Source organism: Streptomyces sp. NPDC041968 (assembly GCF_055589025.1).
On sequence record NZ_JBVJCB010000001.1, the window covers coordinates 94,102 to 113,350 of the forward strand.

Sequence of the window (19,249 nt, forward strand, 5' to 3'; positions counted from 1 at the left end):
GGCCGGGGCGGTGCGGGCGCCCCGGCCCGGTTCGGGGGCGCGTCGGCGCGGGCGGGCCGCGTCAGCGCAGGCGGCCCGCGCCCGCTCCGTGGTCGACGACGAGGGGGACCGCCCAGGCCGGGAGGACCTTGGTGCGCAGGGTGGGCGTCCAGCCCGCGCCGGACCGGAGGGTCTCGGCGGGGATCTCCGCGTTGTGCACGGCGATCAGGTCGACGCCGCGGCCGTTGACGCGGTTGTGCGCCGCGGTGACCGGCGCCTCGCTCCACTTCTTCAGCACCTTCGCCGGGCTGACGCCCTCCGGCAGGGTGAAGGCGTTGTGCTCGGCGACGAGCTGGGACTCCTTGCCGATGCCGAAGCTGTAGGCGTAGTCCTCGCCGGCCACGAAGTGGTTGTTGTAGACGTCGACCTGGCCGAAGCGGACCCGCGGCGCGCGCTCCACCAAGCCCTTGAACAGGTTGTGGTGGAAGGTCGTCTTCAGGTGCCCGCGGTCACCTACGGCGGTGGACTCGCTGTCGCTGTTGCCGATCAGGATCGTCTTGTCGTGCTCGGTGAAGACGTTCCACGAGGCGGTGACGTGGTCGGCGCCGCGCACGATGTCCAGCTGGCCGTCGTGCTGCTGGTACAGCATGCCGAAGTGGGTGGGCGCCGCGCTGTCGGGATGCTCGCCGTCGGTGAAGGTGTTGTGGTCCAGCCAGACGTGGGTGGAGCCGTACACGACGGCGCTGTCGTACTCGGAGTTCCAGTTGCCCTTGTCGCCGTCGGTGGGGTCCCACTGCGGGAAGCAGTCGACGGGGCTCTCGAAGGTGAGGTTGCGGACGATGACGTTGTCCACGCCCTTGATCTGGAGGCTGGCGCCCTTGATGCCGGCGTCGCGGCCGACGCCGATGATCGTGGTGTTGGCGGGGACGTTCGCCTTGATCGCCTGGTCCTGCCGGGCGGCGGAGGCGCGGCGCAGGCCCTCGGGGCTGTCGTCGGGCTCGGCGCTGAGGTCGGTGTCCAGGCCCCACGTCTCGGGGGCGTACTTCTCCAGGTAGGCGTCGAAGTCGTAGCCGGGCGCGGCGAAGGCGTCGCAGCCCTCGGAGACCGCGTCGACCGCGCCCTTCACCTTGATGATCCTCGGCGCGGTGCCTTCGACGGCGAGGGCGGCCTTGAAGGCGGCCCAGGTGGTGACGGTGTACACGCGCTCCGGGGCGGCGTCGGACCCACCGGTGGTACCGGTGCCGTGGGAGGCCCAGCCGTCGTTGGCCGGCAGGGTCTGGCGGGCGGTGTCGCGCGGGTGGTGGTGGCCGGGGCGCGCCTGTGCGGTGGCGGCGGTCAGGGTCAGCACCAGGGCGGTGCAGCCGGCCAGCGCGACGGCTCCTCGGGTGGCATGCCCATGCCATGCGAACGTGTTCATGGTGCGGCTCCTGTTCGTGTGCGGTTTCCGGGGACGGGGCGCGAGCGGGTCAGGCGGTGACGGGCGGGGGCCAGTCGATCCAGGACGTGGGGATCTCCTCGTCCAGCCGGCGCACGTCCCGGTGCGCCAGCACCCGCGTGCGCAGCAGCTCCCGTACGACGAGCCGGGCGACCTCGATCGCGCCGGGCGGGTTGAAATGGGTGTTGTCCTGCTCGGTGGCGGTCCAGTTGAAGTACGTCTTGGTCGTCTCGGCACCGAGCCGCTGCCACAGTGCGAGGGACAGCGCCTGCACGTCGAGGAGCGCCACGCCCTCCTGCCGCGCGAGGGCCCGCATCGCCGCCGGGTACTCCCCGTGGCTCGGCTGTGCGGTGCCGGCCGCGTCGAACCGCCGCCGCTCCACGGGCGTGGCTAGCACCGGCCGCGCCCCGCGGGCCCGCGCGCCGTCGACGTACAGCCGCAGGTGGTCCTGGTACGTCGTCCAGGGCTCGGTGTGGCGGCTGGGGTCCTCGGTCTTCTCGTCGTTGTGGGCGAACTGGACGAGCAGGAGATCACCGGGCCGGATCAGGGCGAGGACGGCGTCGAGCCGGCCCTCGTCCACGAAGCTCTTGGAACTGCGCCCGTTCACGGCGTGGTTGGCGACGGGCCGGTCCCCGCGGAGGAAGAACGGCAACGCCATGCCCCACCCGGTCTCGGGCGCGGCGTCGGCGTACTTCGGCGCGGCGGTGGAGTCGCCGGCGATGTGGAGGGTGCGGTGGCGGTGCCCGCCGGCCCGAGCGGTCCCGGCGGCGGCGAACGCCAGGGGAAGGGAGGCCGCGGCGGCCGCGGCGACTTGTCTTCGGGTGAGTGACACGCCGGAGTGCCTTTCAGGAGTCGGGTGAGGAGGGGGACGGTTCCCCGCGGGGGCGCGGAGCGGGGAGGCGCGCGGCCGGCCGGGGGCGGCCCGCGGTCCGCGCGTCACGGACCGCCCCGCGGCGAAACCCGGGAACGGCTACCCCATCTGCTCGGTCCACTCGGCCTGCGCCTCGTTCAGCTCCTCCGCCATCGTGTCGAGGAACGACTTCGCGCTCATCTTGCCGAGCAGGACCTTCTGGAGGTTCGGCTCGTTGTCCGCCTTGGAGACCGTGTTCCAGTCCGGCAGGTAGTACGGCAGCTGGACGATGGTCGTGGACCCGTCGTTCAGCGCGTCCGCCGCGAGCTTCGTCGGCTCGGCCTTCTGGATCCAGTCGTCCTTCGCCGCGTCGGTGTTCGACGGCACCTGCCCGGCCGACTCGTTGAACTTCGAGTTCTGCTCCGGGGAGGTGGCGAACTCGATGAACTTCCAGGCGGCGTCCTTGTTCTTGGAGCTCTTGAAGATGCCGAGGCCGTCGACCGGGTTGGAGACCTGGACCCGCTTGCCGGAGGCGCCCACCGGCTGCGGGATGCCCCGGAACTTCTCGACGCCGAGCGCCTTCACGTGGTCCTGGTAGGAGCCCAGGTTGTGGTTGAGCATGCCGATGGTGCCGGAGTCCCACTGCGCGACCATCTTGGCGAAGTCGTTGTTGACGTCGGCGGCCGGCGTGGCCTTCTTGTAGAGGGCCGCGTACTTCTCCAGCGCCTCGACGTTCTTCGGGTCGTTGACGGTCGTCTTCTTCTTGCCGGCGTCCCAGAACGAGGTGATGCCGGACTGGCCGTACATCGCGTCGAGCGCCTGGGCGATGGAGCCGGAGCCGCCGCGGATGGTGTAGCCGAACTCGTTCTTGCCCGCGTTCGTGAGCTTCTCGGCGGCCGTGTAGAAGGCGTCCCAGGTCGTCGGCGCCTCCAGGCCCGCCTTGTCGAAGAGGTCGGTGCGGTAGTAGAGGACGCCGTTGTTCGCGGAGGTCGGCACCGAGTACAGCGTGCCGTCGCCCCCGCCGGCCGCCTTCAGGGACTCGACCATGTCCTTGTTGAGCTTGCCGTTCAGGGAGGACCCCGTCAGACGGTCGTCCAGCGGCTCCAGCGCGTCCTGGGCCGAGAACCCGGCGAGCATCGCCGCGCCGACACCGCCGACGTCCGGCAGGCCGCCGCCCTGGATGGCGGTGTCGACCTTGGACTGGTACTCGGTCGCGGCGATCCCGACGTACTCCACGTCGATGTCCGGGTTCGCCTTCTCGAAGTCGGCGATGATCTCCTTCCAGACCGCCGTGCGGATACCGCCGTTGTTGTCCCAGAAGACGACCTTCCCCTTGCCGCTGCCCTCGGCGCCCTTGTCGCCGCCGCCCCCGCTGCCGTCGTCACCGCAGGCGGTGGCGGTCAGCGCGAGCACGGCTCCGAGGGCCACGGCGGCGGACGCCCGGCGCCCGGCGGTGCTTCTGCTGCTGCGCATGCTGATCTTCATTGGTCGGCTCTCTTCTTCTGGATCCAACGGAGGATGAACGAAGCGGTGCACGAAAGCGGTGAACGGGCTGAGCACGTGGGGGGAGGTCGCAGGCCGGTGTGCGGGGACGGTCAGAGGGGGGTGATCCGGAACCGGGTGAAGGTGGCCGTGCCGGCGTGTCCCTCGCCGTCGGGCGCGAGGGCGAACAGGCCCAGCAGGGCGCCGACCCAGCGCCAGGGGGTGGCGGCGAAGACCTGGCCGGTGGGGTGCGGGCCGTCTCCCAGGTCGTAGAGGAACCGGCAGCGCGCGTCCGGACCGGCCTCGATCCTGAGCCGTACCCGCCCCTCGGGCGCCGGGCGGGGGTGGTCGGCGTCCCGCTCGGCCTCCGCCACCGACTCGGCGAACCGGTGCACCAGGTGCACGGTCCCGTCCTCGGCCCGCTGGAGCCCGATCCAGCGGTAGGCGTCGCCGAGCACCGCGAGCCCGGCCCGGGCACCCGGCTCGCCGTCGTCCAGGCACAGCTCCACCTCGACGACCGAGGGGTCTCCGGGCAGCCGCTGCGTGAGCACGTTCCCCAGCCTGCGCAGGTCGTGCGCGTCGGCCGAGCGGACACAGGCGAGCCGCAGGCCGTCCCCGGAGTGCTGGGAGGCCCAGCCGTCGCGGGGGTTGGCCGTCCACGACCACTGGCGGCCGAAGCGTCCGCCGGGGAAGTCGTCGTCGGTCGCGGGCCGGGCGGCCGGCTGCGGCGGCAGGGCGGGACGCGGGTGCCCGGCGACCGGGGCACCCGCGTCGCCCAGCACGGGCCAGCCGTCCGGACCCCAGGTCATCGGCTGGAGGTGGACCACCCGCCCGTACGCCCCGCGCTGCTGGAAGTGCAGGAACCAGTCCTCGCCGGACCCGGTGCGCACCCAGCCGCCCTGGTGGGGGCCGTTGACGTCGGTGTCCTTCTGCTCCAGGACGATCCGCTCCTCGTAGGGCCCGAAGAAGTCCCGGGAGCGGAAGGCGCCCTGCCAGCCGGTCTCCACTCCCCCGGCGGGCGCCAGGATCCAGAACCAGCCGTCGTGCCGGTAGAGCTTGGGGCCCTCCAGGGTGAACCAGCCGGGGAGGCGGTCACCGTCGACGATCACCTCGCCCTCGTCGAGGAGGGCGGTGCCGTCGGGGCTCATGCGGTGGCCGGTGAGGCGGTTCTTGATGCCGGAACGGGATCTGGCCCAGGCGTGCACGAGGTAGGCCTCGCCGGTCTCCTCGTCCCACAGGGGGCAGGCGTCGATCAGTCCCTTGCCCGCCTTGAGCAAATGTGGTGTGGTCCACGGCCCGCGGATGTCGGGGGCGTTGACCTGGAACACTCCCGTGTCGGGGTCGCCCCAGAAGATCCAGAAGCGGCCGGCGTGGTGGCGCAGGGACGGGGCCCACACGCCGCAGTCGTGCCGCGGCACGGCGAAGGCCCTCGGCGGCTCCAGCCGGGCCAGCGCGTGCCCCACCAGCGTCCAGTTGACCAGGTCGCGGGAGTGCAGGAGCGGCAGTCCGGGGGCGCGGCCGAAGCTGGAGGCGGTCAGGTAGAAGTCGTCGCCGACGCGGACGACGTCCGGGTCGGACCAGTCGGCGTTCAGGACGGGGTTGGTGTAGGTCCGGGCGGTCTCGGGGGTCACGGGCCCACCGCCTTCCGTACGAGGGTCGCGGCGCCGTCGGGGTCGAGCGGGCCGTCGGCGACGACGGTGACGATCCTGCGGACGAGGGTGTCTCCGGGGGCGATCGCCCGGCGCTCGTCGTGGGCGAGGGAGGAACCGACGCCCGGGTACTCCTCGGTGCGCACGAACCACGGGTCGCGCCGGGTCCGCTCGGTGGCCCCGGCGAACACCAGCGACCAGGTGTCGCCGGTCAGGGCGAGCCAGTCGGCGCGGTGGCCGTGCACCTCCCGTTCGCCCTCGTGCTCGGCGGTGAAGACCCGGGGGGCGGCGCTCTCCTTGCGGGCGCGCCAGAAGAAGCCCCCGTAGGCGGCGCCGGGGCGCCCGTTGGTGGCGGGGCTGCCGAGGGTGAGCGCGCCCTGGGTGACGTTGGTGAGGGAGAAGGTGAAGTCCAGCGCCCAGGCGGTGGGGGTGAGTCCGGTGGCCGCGACCGTGCGCCGCTCGCGCAGCAGTTCGACGCCGGCGGCGACCCACCGCAGCTCCTCGACGAACCCGTCGGGGTCGCGGAGCTGGAAGGCGGTGTGCCGCTGCGCGCCGTGGTTGTCCAGCTCGGTCGGCCCCCGGTCCCGGACGTAGGTGCGCCCGCCCCAGAAGTTGTGCCCCTCGACGTCGGGAACGGCGACACCGACGCCGAGGTGGTGGAGGTGGTCGGCGGGGCGGGACTCGGTCACGGCCGTGCCGGCCAGGGTGGTGACGGGGTGCAGGTGGGGGCGCGGGGAGAGCCGGGCGGGCAGCTCGGGCCGGACCAGGTACCGGCCGACGGGGCGGCCCGCCACGCGCAGTACCGGGGAGTCGTTGCCGGTCATCGGGTGCTCACCTCGATCAGCGGGCGCTCGGTGCGCGGCGCCCAGGGCGCGCCCAGTTCGGAGTAGAGGGACAGGGTGTCGGCGGCGGCGGCCACGAGCGCGTCGATGCCGGGGACCACGCGGCGCGACTCGCCGGGGACGCGGTGCCAGGCGGAGTCGGGCAGCGGCTCGGGGTCGGGGGCCCGGCGGATCGCCTCGACGACCTTCATGAAGGCGCCGGTCCCCTCCGGCGGGACCAGCAGGCCCGCGCCGGTGGTGAGGTGGTCGACCAGGTTCTCCAGCAGGTCGGTGCGGCCGTACTCGAACTCCTCGGGGCCGTGGCCGCCCCGCTGGAGCAGGACGCGGTCCTGCTTGTACCAGAAGGTGACGCGGCCGCGGCTGCCGTGCACCAGCACGTAGGGCTCGCCGGCCCGCTCGGCGCACAGGGTGGCGGCGACGGTCACGGGGTGCCCCTGCGCGGTGGTGATCCGTACGCAGGAGGTGTCGTCGGCCTCGATGTCGTTGGCGTGGCTCAGCTCGGTCTCGATGCCGTCGACGTCCTCGGCGCGGGTGCTGCCGCCGAGCGCGAGGGCGGTGGCGACGGCGTGCGCGAGGGGGTTGGTCAGCGCCCCGTCGATCACGTCGGCGCCGTCCAGCCGCCGCCGTCCCGACCAGGGCGCCCGGCGGAAGTAGGCCTCGTCGCGCACCCACGCCCCGGCCCCGCCGATGCCCCGCACCTCGCCGATCGCACCCTCGGCGATCAGCGCGCGGACCGCCGTCACGGCGTGCGAGCCCAGCGACTGGAAGCCGACCTGGCAGACGACGCCGGCCTCGGCGACCCCGTCGGCCATGCGCCGGAACTCGGCGTACGAGGGTGCCGGGGGCTTCTCCAGCAGCAGGTGCACGCCTTTGCGGGCCGCGGTCAGGGCGAGGCCGGTGTGGGTGGGGATCGGCGTGCAGACGACGGCGATCCGGGCGCCCGTGGAGTCGAGGAGGGCGCCGAAGTCGGCGGACTGCTCGGGCAATTCCCCGCCGGCCTCCTGCTCGGTCAGCGGGGTCAGCTCGCAGACGCCGGCCAGCCGGACGAGCCCCGCCCGCTCCAGGCGGCGGATGTTGGCGAGGTGCCAGCGGCCGTGGCCGCGGGCGCCCGCGAGGACGACGGGTATCCGGCTCATCCCTTCACCGCCCCCGCGCTGAAGCCGGTGATCAGCCACTTCTGGATGAAGGCGAAGACGAGCACCACCGGCACGGCCGCGATGATGCCGCCGGCCGCGAGCGCGCCGAGGTCGACGCTGTCCGCGCTCATCAGGGTGTTGAGGCCGACCGGGATGGTCTGCTTCTCCTGGTTGTTGAGGAACATCAGGGCGAACAGGAAGTGGTTCCAGGAGTGCACGAAGGCGAAGGAGCCGACGGCGATCAGTCCCGGCCGCAGCAGCGGCAGCACCACGACCCGGAAGGCCCGGAAGCGCCCGCAGCCGTCGACCCAGGCCGCCTCCTCCAGGGAGTACGGCACGTTCTTGATGAAGTTGCTGATCAGGATCATCGACAGCGGCAGCTGGAAGACCGTCTCGGCGATGATGACGCTGCCGAGCGAGTTGATCATCTGGAGCCCGGCGAAGATCTCGAAGAGCGGGACCAGCAGCAGCGCGCCGGGCACGAACTGCGAGCAGAGCAGGGCGAGCATGAAGGCCCGCTTGATCTTGAAGTCGAACCGGGCGAGGGCGTAGCCGCCGGCCAGCGCGACCAGCGTGGTCATCACGAGGGTGGCGAGACCGACGTACACGCTGTTCTGGAAGAAGGTGCCGAAGCTCCGGTCGGTCCACACCTTCTCGAAGTGCTCGAAGGTGACCGGCCAGGGCACGAGCGAGGTGGACCCCGCCGGGCGCAGCGCGAAGAGCAGGATCCAGTAGAACGGGATCAGGGTGAAGACGAGGTAGACGCCGAGCGGCAGGTAGATCTGCCAGCGGGGGACCTCGTCCCAGGCGGGACGGCGCTTCTTCGCCGGGCGCGGCGGTTCGTGGTCGGCCCGTGCGGGCGCGGGGGCGGGCGCGGTGGCCGCTTCGGTGATCATTTGTTGTCGCCTCCGAACTTGCTCAGCCGCAGGTAGACGATCGAGCAGAAGAGCAGGATCACGAACGCGACCGTGGTGAGGGCCGACGCGTAGCCGAAGTCGTGGGCGTCGACGCTGGTGTTGGCGATGTACAGCGGCAGTGTCGTGGTCACTCCCGCGGGTCCGCCGCCGGTCAGGGTGTAGAGCAGGTCCACGTTGTTGAACTCCCACACCGCGCGCAGCAGCGTGGACAGGATGATGGCGTCCTTCAGGTGCGGCAGCGTGATGTGCCAGAACTGCTTGAGCCGGCTCGCCCCGTCGACCTCGGCGGCCTCGTACAGGTCCTTCGACACGGACTGGAGGTCGGCGAGGATGAGGATCGCGAAGAAGGGGACGCCTCGCCAGAGGTCGGCGACGACCGCCGCGGAGAAGACGGTCGAGGTGTCCGACAGCCAGCTGGTGCCGTACTCGCCGATGCCCATGTCGGCGAGGTAACGGGTGATGCCGGTCTGGGAGTTGTAGAGCAGCACCCAGATCGCGGAGGTCAGCACGCCGGAGACGGCCCACGGGGAGAAGACCAGGGCGCGGCCGATGCCCCGGCCGACGAAGGTCTGGTTGACGATGAGCGCCAGGGCCAGGCCGAAGAGCAGTTGCAGTCCGACCTCGACGAAGACCCACTTGGCGCTGAAGACCAGGGTGTCCCAGAACACCGGGTCGTCGGTGAAGATCTTGGTGAAGTTGTCGAGGCCCGCGAAGCCGTTGCGCCACGGTTTGGTGGGGTTGTACTCCTGCAGGCTGTAGTAGAAGACGCTGATGACCGGGTAGGCGATGAAGCCCAGCATCAGCAGGGCGGCCGGTGCGATCAGCAGGTACGGGAGCCTGCGCGGGGTGGCGGAGGCACGGCGCCGCCTTGGTGGCGCGGGCTCTTTCGCCACGGCTGCGGCTTGGGCCATGACAGATCTCCGTTCTGGTACGTCGTGCGCGGGTCGTGCAGGAAGCGCTTTCTGCGGGCGCAGGGGTGTGCGGAGGTCTTCCTCCGCACCGGGGGGGGTCAGCCGGCGTACGGGTCCCGCACCTTGCCGGGGCGGGCCAGGAACTCGAAGTCGCAGCCGGTGTCGGCCTGGGTGATCTGTTCGTTGTAGAGGGCGCCGTAGCCCCGCTCGTAGCGGGCGGGCGGCGGTGTCCACTCGGCCCTGCGGCGCTCCAGCTCCGCGTCGTCCACGCCCAGGTGGAGGGTGCGCGCCTCGACGTCGAGGGTGATGGGGTCGCCGTTGCGCACCAGGGCCAGCGGTCCGCCGACGTACGACTCGGGTGCCACGTGCAGCACGCACGCGCCGTAACTCGTGCCGCTCATGCGGGCGTCGGAGATCCGGACCATGTCGCGCACGCCCTGCTTGAGCAGGTGGTCGGGGAGGGGCAGCATCCCGTACTCGGGCATGCCCGGGCCGCCCTTGGGGCCGGCGTTGCGCAGGACGAGCACGCTGTCCGCGGTGATGTTCAGGGACGGGTCGTTGATGGTCCGCTGCATCGTCCTGTAGTCGTCGAAGACGACCGCCGGGCCGGTGTGCTTGAGCAGGTGCGGTTCGGCGGAGATGTGCTTGATGACGGCGCCGTCGGGGCAGAGGTTGCCGCGCAGGACGGCCACCCCGCCCTCGTGCGCGACGGGGTTGTCCCGGAGGCGGATGACGTCGTCGTTGTGGACGCGGGCGCCTTCCAGCTGTTCCCGCATCGTGTCGTGCGAGACGGTGGGCCGGTCCAGGTGGAGCAGGTCCGGGATGCGGGAGAGGAAGCCGGGCAGGCCGCCGGCGAAGTGGAAGTCCTCCATCAGGTACGTCTGTCCGCCGGGGCGGACGTTGGCGAGGACCGGGACCGTGCGGGCGACGCGGTCGAAGTCGTCCAGGGTGAGGGTGACGCCCGCGCGGCCCGCCATGGCGATCAGGTGGATCACGGCGTTGGTGGAGCCGCCGAGGCCGAGGACGGTGGTGACGGCGTCCTCGAAGGCGTCGGCCGTGAGGATGTCGCTGAGCCTGCGGTCCTTGTGGACGAGTTCGACGACGCGCAGTCCCGCGGCGGCGGCCATCCGGTCGTGGCCGGAGTCGACGGCCGGGATGCTGGAGGCGCCCGGGACCGTGACGCCGAGGGCTTCGGCGGCGGCGGTCAGCGTGGACGCCGTGCCCATGGTCATGCAGTGGCCGGGCGAGCGTGCCAGGCCGCTCTCCAGTTCCTGCATCTCGCAGTCGCCGATCAGGCCGGCCCGCTTGTCGTCCCAGTACTTCCACATGTCGGTGCCGGAGCCGAGGGTCTCGCCGCGCCAGTGCCCCGGGAGCATGGGCCCGGCGGGCACGAAGACCGCGGGCAGGTCCACCGAGGCGGCGCCCATGAGCAGGGCGGGGGTGGACTTGTCGCAGCCGCCCATCAGGACGGCGCCGTCGACCGGGTAGGAGCGCAGCAGCTCCTCGGTCTCCATGGCGAGGAGGTTGCGGTAGAGCATGGGGGTCGGCTTCTGGAAGGTCTCGCTGAGCGTGGAGACCGGGAACTCCAGCGGGAAGCCGCCCGCCTGCCAGACCCCCCGCTTGACCGCCTGGGCGCGGTCGCGCAGGTGGACGTGGCAGGGGTTGATGTCGGACCAGGTGTTGAGGATGGCGATGACCGGCTTGCCGAGGTGCTCCTCGGGCAGGTAGCCGAGCTGGCGGGTGCGGGCGCGGTGGCTGAAGGAGCGCAGGCCGTCGGTGCCGTACCACTGGTGGCTGCGGAGCTGCTCCGGGGGCCTCACGCCGACCACCCCGCGACGATCAGGGCGACCTCGGCGCGCTCGTCCTCGGGCAGCGGCCTGCTCGGCGGGCGGACCTCCCGGCGGCACAGGCCCAGCGAGGCGAGGGCCTCCTTGACCACGGTGACGTTGTTGGCGGAGCCGTCGGCGGCGCGCAGTTCCTCGAAGCGGCGGATCTGCTCCCAGACCTTCATGGCGGCCGCGTAGTCACCGGCCCGGAGCGCCTCGAGCATGTTGAGCGAGACGGCCGGGGCGACGTTCACCAGCCCCGAGGTGAAGCCGGTGGCGCCGGCGGAGAAGTACGAGGGCGCGTACGGCTCGGCCAGTCCCGCGATCCACACGAAGCGGTCGAGGCCGGCGTCGCGGGCGAAGGCGGCGAACCGGGCGGCGTCCGGCACCGCGTACTTCACGCCGATGACGTTGGGGCAGGCGTCGGCGAGTTCGGCGAGCCGGGCGCCGGGGAGCCGGGCGTTGCGGATGTAGGGCACGACGCCCAGTGCGGGCACGGCCTCGGCGATGGCGCGGTGGTAGTCGACCCAGCCGCTCTGGGCGACGTAGGGGTGGACGGGCTGGTGGACCATCACCATGGTGGCGCCCAGGTCCCGGGCGTGCCGTGCGGAGGCGACCGCGGTGGGCACGTCGTGGCCGACGCCGACCAGGATCGCGGCGCGGTCGCCGGCCTCCTCCACGGTCAGCTCGGCCACCAGGCTCCGCTCGGCCGGGGTCAGGGCGTAGAACTCGCCGGTGTTGCCGCCCGGGGTGAGGGTCGTGATGCCACCGTCGAGGAGACGACGCAGCAGGGCCCGGTAGGTGGCGGGGTCGACGGTGCCGTCCTCGGCGAACGGGGTCACCGGGATCGCCACCACGTCGGCCAGGGCCGCCCGCTGGGTCTCGAACGTCGCTGTCATGCCTGACCGTCCTCTTCCTGGGCCTGGGCTCCCGCTGAGGGGAAGGCCCGCTCGACGAAGGACGCGATGTGGGCGTGGAGGGCGCGGGCCGCGCCCTCCGCGTCACCGGCGAGGGCGAGGCGCAGGATCTCCTGGTGCTCGCAGGCCTCCCGCTCCCAGGAGGGGTCGGCGGCCCAGGCGACGGCGGAGACGAGGGCCGCCTGGTCGCGGACCTCGTCGAGCATCCGGCCGAGCAGCGGGTTGCCGCACGGCACGTACAGGGCGCGGTGGAACTCCCGGTTGGCGAGGGAGCGTTCGGCCGTGTCCGTGGCCCGGTCGGCGCGGGTCAGCGCGTCCGTCGCGGCCTCCAGGGAGGCCCCGCGGCGCACGGCGCGCCGCAGCGCCTCGGGCTCCAGGAGCAGCCGCACGTCGTAGACCTCGCGCGCCATGTCCGCGTCCACCATGCGCACCGTGACGCCCTTGTACTGGCTCATCACGACCAGCCCGGTGCCGGCCAGCGTCTTGAGCGCCTCGCGCACCGGTGTCTTGGACACCCCGAACTGCGCGGCGAGGTCGGTCTCGACCAGGGCCTGGCCGGGGGTGAGCCGGCCGGTGAGGATGCGGCGTTTGATCTCCTCCAGCACGTACTGCGTGCGGGAGGGGATCGGCGTGGGCACAGAGGTCATGCGCGCCTCTCGGAGTCTCGCGTCGGATGCGCGGGCCGGATGCCGCGTGCCGGGTCCCGTGGGAGCCCTCGCGTATCTGATCTCGCGTATCGCGTCTCATATATGACGTACGGAGTACGACGCGTTGAAGGTAAGAGGGGCGCGGAGCCACGTCAATGCTTCTGACAAAGGAAGTTGGGGGCGGTACGTCGTCGGGGGGCGAGGGCGGTACGTCGTCGTCAGGCGGGCCGCGTCCAGCCCGGGTCGCGCCCGCTGAGCCCCACCGCCCGGTCCAGGAGCGGGGCGTCGGCGGGGACGGGGACGACGGGGCCGAACATGCCGGTGTCCCGGCCGGCCTCCTCGGCCGCGGCCGCGAGCAGGCCGTACGACGCCTGGAGGGCGGCCGGGTCGGGCCGGTACTCCTGGCCGGTCGCGCGGGCCAGGTCCCAGCCGTGGATCACCAGCTCGTCGGCGGCCACCGCGCCGGCGACCTCGCCGGGCAGGTCGATGCCGCCGGCCCGGGTCATGCCGGTCCAGGCGTCCGGTGCGCGCCACGCCTCGGCGAGTTCGGCGAGCGCCTTGCCCAGTTCCTCGCGCCAGCCGGGGCCGATCTCCGCCACGGCCGCTCCGGGGTCGGTGTCGGTGGTGCCGCCCAGGTCCTTGCGCGCGGCGTCGCGGAAGGCGGTGGCCAGACCGGTCAGGTGGCCGAGCAGGTGGCGGACCGCCAGGTCCGGGCACGGGGTCGGGCCGTCGAGCCGCCCCTCGGACACGCCCTCGGCGAGGCGGGCGAGCACCAGGGTCTGCGGGGTGAGGTCGAGGGTGGGGGTGCCGTCGGTCATCTGCTGCTCCTCGGGGACGCGGGCCGTCTCCGGGCGGCCCTCTGAGGAGACAGACCGATCCCGGCCGCGAAACTCATCGGCTCCCGGGGCTCGTCCCAGGTCATGTGCCCGATGTCCGGGCCCGCCCCTCAGGACCACGATGACCAGGCATGACGGCAAGGACGACACGCAAGAGGAAGACGACGCCCGGGACCTGGCCCGTGGTCCGCGTCCTGCGCGACCGCAACGCGGGCCTGTACCTCACCGGGCTGGTGGTGTCCGGCTTCGGCACCTCCGCGCTGTGGCTGGTGTCCGGTGTCTGGGTCAAGGACCTCACCGGCTCGGACGGACTGGCGGCGCTGTGCATGCTCGCGATGTGGGCGCCGACCCTGGCGGGACTGGCGCTGGGCACGCTTGCCGACCGCGTCCGCCACAAGCCCCTGCTGATCACCCTGAACCTGCTGATGGCCGCCCTTCTGCCCGCCCTGTTCGCCGTGGACTCGCCGGACGCGGTGTGGCTGCTGTTCGCGGTGCTGTTCGTCTACGGCGCGGTCGGCGTCGTCCACGACGCGGCCGAGTCGGCGCTCGTCGCCACGGCCGTCGACCGGCGTCTGCTCGGCGACTTCAACGGGCTGCGCATGACCGCGGGCGAGGGGATGAAGCTCGTGGCGCCACCGGTGGGGGCGGCCGTGTACGCGGCGCTCGGCGGCACGGGCGTGGTGGCGCTGGACGCGCTGACGTTCGTGCTGGCCGCGGGCGTGTGCGCGGCCCTGCGGGTCGAGGAGGGGAGACCTCGGCGGCCCGCGACCGACTGGCGGCGGCGGACGGCGGAGGGCGCCCGGTACCTGTGGGGCCACCCGCGGCTGCGCCCGCTCGTCCTCGCGGGCGGCGCCATGATGCTCTGCGCGGGCGTCGGCGGACCGACGGTGTACGCCGTGGTCGACGCCCTGGGCCACTCCCCCGCCTACGCCGGTGTGCTGTACGCCGCCCAGGGCGCCGGCTCGCTGCTGATCGGGGTGGTGGCGGGGCCGGCGCTGCGGCGTCTGGGCGAACGGCGGTTCGCGGCGGCCGGGATCGCGCTGCTGGCGGTGGCGCTGGCGGTGCGGGCGGTGCCGTACGACGCGGTGGCCATGGCGTCCTGCGCCGCGGCCGGGGCGGGGATGCCGGCCGTGCTCATCGCCGCCCTGACCGCGGTGCAGCGCGCGACGCCGGGGGAGCTGATGGGCCGGGTCACGGCCACGGCCAACTCCCTGATCTTCGTGCCCAACGTGTTCGGACTGGCGGCGGGGGCGGTGCTGGTGGAGCTGGTCGACCTTCCCGTGCTGCTCCTCGTCCTCGGAGCGGCGCTCCCGGCGGCGGCGCTGCCGCTCGCCCGACGACCGGCCCCCACCGACGCCCCCGGGTCACCCCCGGCCACCGAGCCCACCTGAGCCGCACAACGCCGTGCGGCAGAGCACGGTCACCGACCTCGACCCGAACGGACGCCGTCCACTCACCGCCGCACCCTTGCGCCCGGTGCACCCCGTCCCGCCCCGCGGAAGGGCACGGCCGCCTCCGCCCGCGTCGCCCCGTCGGGGCCGGCCCGCGCCGCCCGGCGCCCCGCTCACCGCCCCGCCAGCCCCGCCAGTCCCGACCGCACCGCCTCCAGATCCGCGTCCGACGCCAGCCCCGCGTGGTACAGCCGCAGCTCCGTCGCGCCCCGTTCGCGCGCGCGTGCCGCGTCCTCGGCGAGGGTGTCCGGGCGGCCGCCCATACCGGAGACGACGGTGAGGTTGGCGGCGAGGACGGCTCCGGCGCGGCCCTGCTCGGCGAACGGCGTCAGCAGGCCCGCGCCGCCCGTGCAGGGCACGACGACCCCGTCCGCCACGGAGAGGATGTGCGCGGGGTCGACGCCGGCGTTGGCGCCGCAGTGGTACGACACCGGGTCGGCGTGCAGCAGGACCTGGAAGTCGTCGGGCGCGGTGGCGCGCACGGCCGTGACCGCGGCCTCCTGGAGGGTGCGGGCGGTCCCGTCCCGCCACGCGCGCGTGGCGTTCGCCGGTGCCTCGCCGAGGAGCTTCTCCACGCCCGCCCAGCCGCCGTCCGACGGCGCCGTCCCCCGCCACACCGGCTCCAGCGCGGCCCGCACCCCGGCGGCCAGCGTGTCGGCGTCGACGCCCTGGTCCCCGTACCCCTCCCGGCAGTGCGGGCAGAAGCACAGCGACATCAGGTACTGCCCGGCGTCCCCGAGGCCGACCCCGCCGGTCTTGTCGTGGGCGTGCAGGTGGGCGAGCCCGTACCAGCCGAGGGACTCCAGTTCGGTCCCCCGCGCTCCCGGCCGTACCGCGGCCTCGGCGGCCAGGTCGGTGAGGTACGCACGCGTGGCGGGCTGCGCGATGCAGGGCGCCCACGGGTAGCGGTCGCCGTAGGCGTTGACGACCGAGGTGTGCGGCCGCTCGGCGCCGAGGCGGGAGTTGTGGGCGAGGACGACCCAGGTGTGCACCTCCAGACCCGCGTCCGCGAGCGCGGCGGCGGCCTCGCCGTACGCGTCGCCGGGCGCCCAGTCGCCGGCCTCGTAGGGGCGCGGTTCGCGGCCCTCCCAGCGGGCGGTGTCCGGCGGGTAGAGGACGGCGGCGTACTCGGCGGTGACGACGCGGTGGCGCGGGTGGCGGGGGGTGAGGGCGCGGGTGGAGTGGTAGGCGGCGGCGAGCGTCGCCTGTGCCACGCCGGTCCCCGCGACGCGCGCGGCGGCGTCCGGGTCGCCGTTGACGTCCCAGGGGTAGAGGAAGGCCGACGTCTTCACCGGGTCTCCTCGCCGTCGAGCAGCGCGTAGCCCCGCTCGATCACCGCGGCGAGCTGTTTCAGGTGGTCCTCGGCCGGTGCCTGGAGGGGCGGCCGCACCTCCCCCACGTCCAGGCCGCGCAGCCGGACGCCGGCCTTGACCAGCGCGACGGCGTACCCGCGGCCCTGGGCGCGGAGTTCGACGAACGGCCGGTAGAAGCCGTCCAGCAGGCGGTGCGCGAGGGCCTCGTCGCCCGAGCCGAGCGCCCGGTGGAAGGCGAGGGCGATCTCGGGGGCGAAGCAGAACACGGCGGACGAGTAGAGGGTGACGCCGAGCGCGCGGTAGGCGAGCTGGGTCTGCTCGGCGGTCGGCAGCCCGTTGAAGTAGAGGAAGTCGCCGGGCACCTCGGTGCGCACGGCGCTGACCACCCGCTGCATGAGGTCGAGGTCGCCGAGGCCGTCCTTGAGGCCGACGATCCCCTCCGTGCGGGCCAGTTCGACCACGCTCCCGGGGGTGAAGACGGCGTTGTCGCGCTGGTAGACGATCACCGGCAGGGAGGTCGCCGCGGCCACCTCGCGGTAGTGCCGCAGCAGCCCCTCTTGCCCGGCGAGCACCAGGTACGGCGGCATGGCGAGCAGCCCGTCGGCGCCCGCCTCCTCGGCGAGGCGGGCCCAGCGCACGGCGAGGGCGGTGCCGTAGCCCGCGCCCGCGAGGACCGGCACCCGCCCCGCGGTCTCCTCGACGGCCGCCCGGACGCAGGCCTGGAACTCCTCGGGCGTCAGCGCGTGGAACTCCCCGGTGCCGCAGCAGGCGAAGACGGCCGACGCCCCGGCCTCGACCCCGCGGCGCACGTGCGTGCGGAAGACGTCGAGGTCGACCTCGCCGCCGGGTCCGTACGCCGTGACGGGAAAGAACAGCGGTCCGCCCGGGGCGGTGAGCCGGGTGGCGAGAGGGGCTGAGGTCACGGGCGCTCCCCATTCAAAATCTGCGTCATATTCATGATCTGCGTCCATATTTCTGAACGCGCCCACGCTAAGCCGCCTCACCAACAGCGTCAAGGAGGCCAGCCCTTGACGGCTGACCACGGGTTCCTTAGCGTGTCCACGCATATGAACGTCTGCCGCTCATGCGTACGGCCGACGGTCCAGGAGCACCACAGGAGACCTAGGAGCCCCGAGGATGCCCGCTCCCCGCACCGTTCTGCTCACCGGCGCCGCCGGCGGCCTCGGCACCCTGATGCGGAACCTGCTCCCCGCCTTCGGCTACGAGCTGCGCCTGCTCGACCTGCGCCCGATCGAGGGCGAGCCGGACGCGATCGTCGCCGATCTCGCCGACCGGGCGGCCCTGCGGGAGGCGGTCCGGGGCGTCGACGCGATCATCCACCTCGCGGGCATCTCCCTGGAAGCCCCCTTCGAGAAGATCCTGAAGGCCAACATCGAGGGCACCCACCACCTCTACGAGGCCGCCCGCGAGGAGGGCGTCGACCGCATCGTCTTCGCCTCCTCCAACCACGCCGTCGGCTACACCCCGCGCCCCCGCGGGGACGACCCGCTCATCCCCGTCGAGACCCCGCGCCGCCCGGACACCTTCTACGGCCTGTCCAAGTCCTTCGGCGAGGACCTCGCCCAGTTCTACTGGGACAAGCACGGGATCGAGACCGTCTCCGTCCGCATCGGCTCCTGCTTCCCCGAGCCGACCAGTGTGCGCATGCTCTCGGTGTGGATGAGCCCCGGCGACGGCGCCCGCCTCTTCCACGCCGCCCTGACCGCCGAGGGCGTCGGGCACAGCGTCGTGTACGGCTCGTCGGCCAACACCCGCCTGTGGTGGGACCTCACCTCCGCGCGGGCGCTCGGCTACGCGCCGCAGGACGACTCCGAGCCGTTCGCCGCCAAGCTCATCGCCGAGCAGGGGGATCTCGACCCGGACGAGCCGGCGCACGCCCGCCTGGGCGGCCACTTCGTGACCGACCCCCCGATCTGGCCGCACTGACCGGAACCGGTCGATCACGAGGCGGGCGGGCACCGAACGGGCCCGCCCGCCTCCGCATACGGGCATCGACGCCGCCCGTTCCCACTCCCCGAGCCGTCGCGTGCCAGGTCCGCGGCGGGCACCCGATGACCGAAGCGGGCACGATCGGGCAGCATCGGGCCCGCAACAGGCCTGGTCAGTGCCGCACCGCCGCTGTAGAAATTCCCCCATGGGTCCGACGGGCCCGAACGGGCAGGAACACGGTGACGAGGCGGTGAGGCAGGTGTTCGGCATGGGCACGAGGACGGCGGAGGAACGCCAGCGCGAGATCGTGCGGATCGCCCGCGCCACCGGCTCGGTCGACGTCACTGCGCTCGCGGCCGACCTGGGCGTCGCGAAGGAGACCGTACGACGGGACCTGCGCGCCCTGGAGGACCACGGCCTGGTCCGCCGCACCCACGGCGGCGCCTACCCCGTGGAGAGCGCCGGCTTCGAGACCACGCTCGCCTTCCGCGCCACCAGCCACGTGCCCGAGAAGCGCCGGGTGGCCGCCGCCGCGGCCGAGCTGCTCGGCGACGCGGAGACGGTCTTCGTCGACGAGGGCTTCACCCCGCAGCTCATCGCCGAGGCCCTGCCCCGGGACCGGCCGCTGACCGTGGTCACCGCGTCCCTGCCGGTCGCCGGCGCCCTCGCCGAGGCCGGCGACACCTCCGTCCTGCTGCTCGGCGGGCGGGTCCGCCCGGGCACGCTGGCCACCGTCGACCACTGGACGACGAAGATGCTGGCCGGCTTCGTCATCGACCTGGCGTACATCGGCGCCAACGGCATCTCCCGCGAACACGGCCTCACCACCCCCGACCCGGCGGTCAGCGAGGTCAAGGCACAGGCGATCCGCGCCGCCCGCCGCACCGTGTTCGCGGGCACGCACACCAAGTTCGGGGCGGTCAGCTTCTGCCGCTTCGCGGACGTCGGCGCCCTGGACGCGATCGTCACCAGCACCCTGCTCCCCACGGCCGAGGCCCACCGCTACTCACTGCTCGGGCCGCAGGTCGTCCGCGTCTGACGACCGGATCCGTCCGCCCTCGTCCCCACCGGGCACCCACACCCTCCCCTCTGCCCCATACCTCCCCAT

At 73.2% G+C, this 19,249-nt stretch carries 17 protein-coding genes; 3 read left to right on the forward strand and 14 right to left on the reverse strand.

The features are described from left to right. Positions 1-61: 61 nt before the first annotated feature. The 12 genes from ACZ6EG_RS00465 to ACZ6EG_RS00520 all read right to left on the reverse strand — a co-directional run bounded on the left by ACZ6EG_RS00465 (position 62) and on the right by ACZ6EG_RS00520 (position 13,409). Positions 62-1,396 (reverse strand): pectate lyase family protein, encoded by a 1,335-nt coding sequence (locus tag ACZ6EG_RS00465; protein ID WP_469600409.1) that lies wholly within the window; start codon positions 1,394-1,396, stop codon positions 62-64. 49 nt (positions 1,397-1,445) lie between these two features. Then, complete coding sequence (locus ACZ6EG_RS00470; RefSeq protein ID WP_391972550.1) at positions 1,446-2,246, reverse strand: rhamnogalacturonan acetylesterase; 801 nt, start codon at positions 2,244-2,246, stop codon at positions 1,446-1,448. 138 nt (positions 2,247-2,384) lie between these two features. Next, a complete protein-coding gene (locus tag ACZ6EG_RS00475) occupies positions 2,385-3,749 on the reverse strand; it encodes an ABC transporter substrate-binding protein (RefSeq protein WP_391972551.1) in 1,365 nt (454 codons plus the stop codon). Between the two features lie 110 nt (positions 3,750-3,859). After that, entirely contained in the window at positions 3,860-5,377 is a 1,518-nt protein-coding gene (locus ACZ6EG_RS00480) for a glycoside hydrolase family 43 protein (RefSeq protein ID WP_469600412.1), read from the reverse strand. Further along, positions 5,374-6,219, reverse strand: coding sequence for a DUF6807 domain-containing protein (locus ACZ6EG_RS00485; RefSeq protein WP_469600415.1), 846 nt, complete (start codon positions 6,217-6,219; stop codon positions 5,374-5,376). Before ACZ6EG_RS00485 ends, ACZ6EG_RS00480 begins: the two co-directional genes overlap by 4 nt. Beyond that, on the reverse strand, positions 6,216-7,373 hold the full coding sequence (locus ACZ6EG_RS00490) for a Gfo/Idh/MocA family protein (protein ID WP_469600419.1): 1,158 nt from the start codon (positions 7,371-7,373) through the stop codon (positions 6,216-6,218). The genes ACZ6EG_RS00485 and ACZ6EG_RS00490 overlap by 4 nt, the downstream gene beginning before the upstream one ends. Further along, positions 7,370-8,269, reverse strand: a complete 900-nt coding sequence (locus ACZ6EG_RS00495) for a carbohydrate ABC transporter permease (RefSeq protein WP_391972555.1) — start codon at positions 8,267-8,269, stop codon at positions 7,370-7,372. The genes ACZ6EG_RS00490 and ACZ6EG_RS00495 overlap by 4 nt, the downstream gene beginning before the upstream one ends. Beyond that, positions 8,266-9,201, reverse strand: a complete 936-nt coding sequence (locus ACZ6EG_RS00500; RefSeq protein WP_383647576.1) for a carbohydrate ABC transporter permease — start codon at positions 9,199-9,201, stop codon at positions 8,266-8,268. Before ACZ6EG_RS00500 ends, ACZ6EG_RS00495 begins: the two co-directional genes overlap by 4 nt. Positions 9,202-9,299: 98 nt before the next feature. Continuing rightward, complete coding sequence (gene araD, locus ACZ6EG_RS00505) at positions 9,300-11,021, reverse strand: L-arabinonate dehydratase (RefSeq protein WP_469600423.1); 1,722 nt, start codon at positions 11,019-11,021, stop codon at positions 9,300-9,302. Further along, the gene (locus tag ACZ6EG_RS00510) at positions 11,018-11,926 is read right to left on the reverse strand and encodes a dihydrodipicolinate synthase family protein (protein WP_391972557.1); all 909 of its coding nucleotides are present in this window, start codon (positions 11,924-11,926) and stop codon (positions 11,018-11,020) included. Before ACZ6EG_RS00510 ends, araD begins: the two co-directional genes overlap by 4 nt. Next, positions 11,923-12,591, reverse strand: coding sequence for a GntR family transcriptional regulator (locus ACZ6EG_RS00515; RefSeq protein ID WP_391972558.1), 669 nt, complete (start codon positions 12,589-12,591; stop codon positions 11,923-11,925). Before ACZ6EG_RS00515 ends, ACZ6EG_RS00510 begins: the two co-directional genes overlap by 4 nt. Positions 12,592-12,809: 218 nt before the next feature. Then, positions 12,810-13,409 carry a TIGR03086 family metal-binding protein gene (locus tag ACZ6EG_RS00520; protein WP_391972559.1) on the reverse strand — a complete coding sequence of 200 codons (600 nt, stop codon included), beginning with the start codon at positions 13,407-13,409 and terminating at the stop codon, positions 12,810-12,812. 149 nt (positions 13,410-13,558) lie between these two features. Between ACZ6EG_RS00520 and ACZ6EG_RS00525 the strand changes: the two genes are divergently transcribed. Beyond that, positions 13,559-14,818, forward strand: a complete 1,260-nt coding sequence (locus tag ACZ6EG_RS00525; protein WP_469600428.1) for an MFS transporter — start codon at positions 13,559-13,561, stop codon at positions 14,816-14,818. A gap of 173 nt (positions 14,819-14,991) precedes the next feature. Here the strand turns inward: ACZ6EG_RS00525 and ACZ6EG_RS00530 are convergent, their stop codons facing one another. Continuing rightward, positions 14,992-16,170 (reverse strand): hypothetical protein, encoded by a 1,179-nt coding sequence (locus tag ACZ6EG_RS00530; protein ID WP_469600431.1) that lies wholly within the window; start codon positions 16,168-16,170, stop codon positions 14,992-14,994. Continuing rightward, entirely contained in the window at positions 16,167-17,114 is a 948-nt protein-coding gene (locus ACZ6EG_RS00535; RefSeq protein ID WP_469600433.1) for a 5-dehydro-4-deoxyglucarate dehydratase, read from the reverse strand. The genes ACZ6EG_RS00530 and ACZ6EG_RS00535 overlap by 4 nt, the downstream gene beginning before the upstream one ends. A 214-nt stretch (positions 17,115-17,328) precedes the next feature. On the opposite strand from ACZ6EG_RS00535, the gene ACZ6EG_RS00540 reads away from it, so the two are divergent. Together ACZ6EG_RS00540 and ACZ6EG_RS00545 are read left to right on the forward strand one after the other, a co-directional pair. Then, on the forward strand, positions 17,329-18,138 hold the full coding sequence (locus ACZ6EG_RS00540; protein ID WP_391972563.1) for an NAD-dependent epimerase/dehydratase family protein: 810 nt from the start codon (positions 17,329-17,331) through the stop codon (positions 18,136-18,138). A 271-nt stretch (positions 18,139-18,409) separates the two neighbouring features. Next, a complete protein-coding gene (locus ACZ6EG_RS00545) occupies positions 18,410-19,180 on the forward strand; it encodes a DeoR/GlpR family DNA-binding transcription regulator (protein ID WP_383647676.1) in 771 nt (256 codons plus the stop codon). The last annotated feature ends 69 nt before the right edge of the window (positions 19,181-19,249 follow it).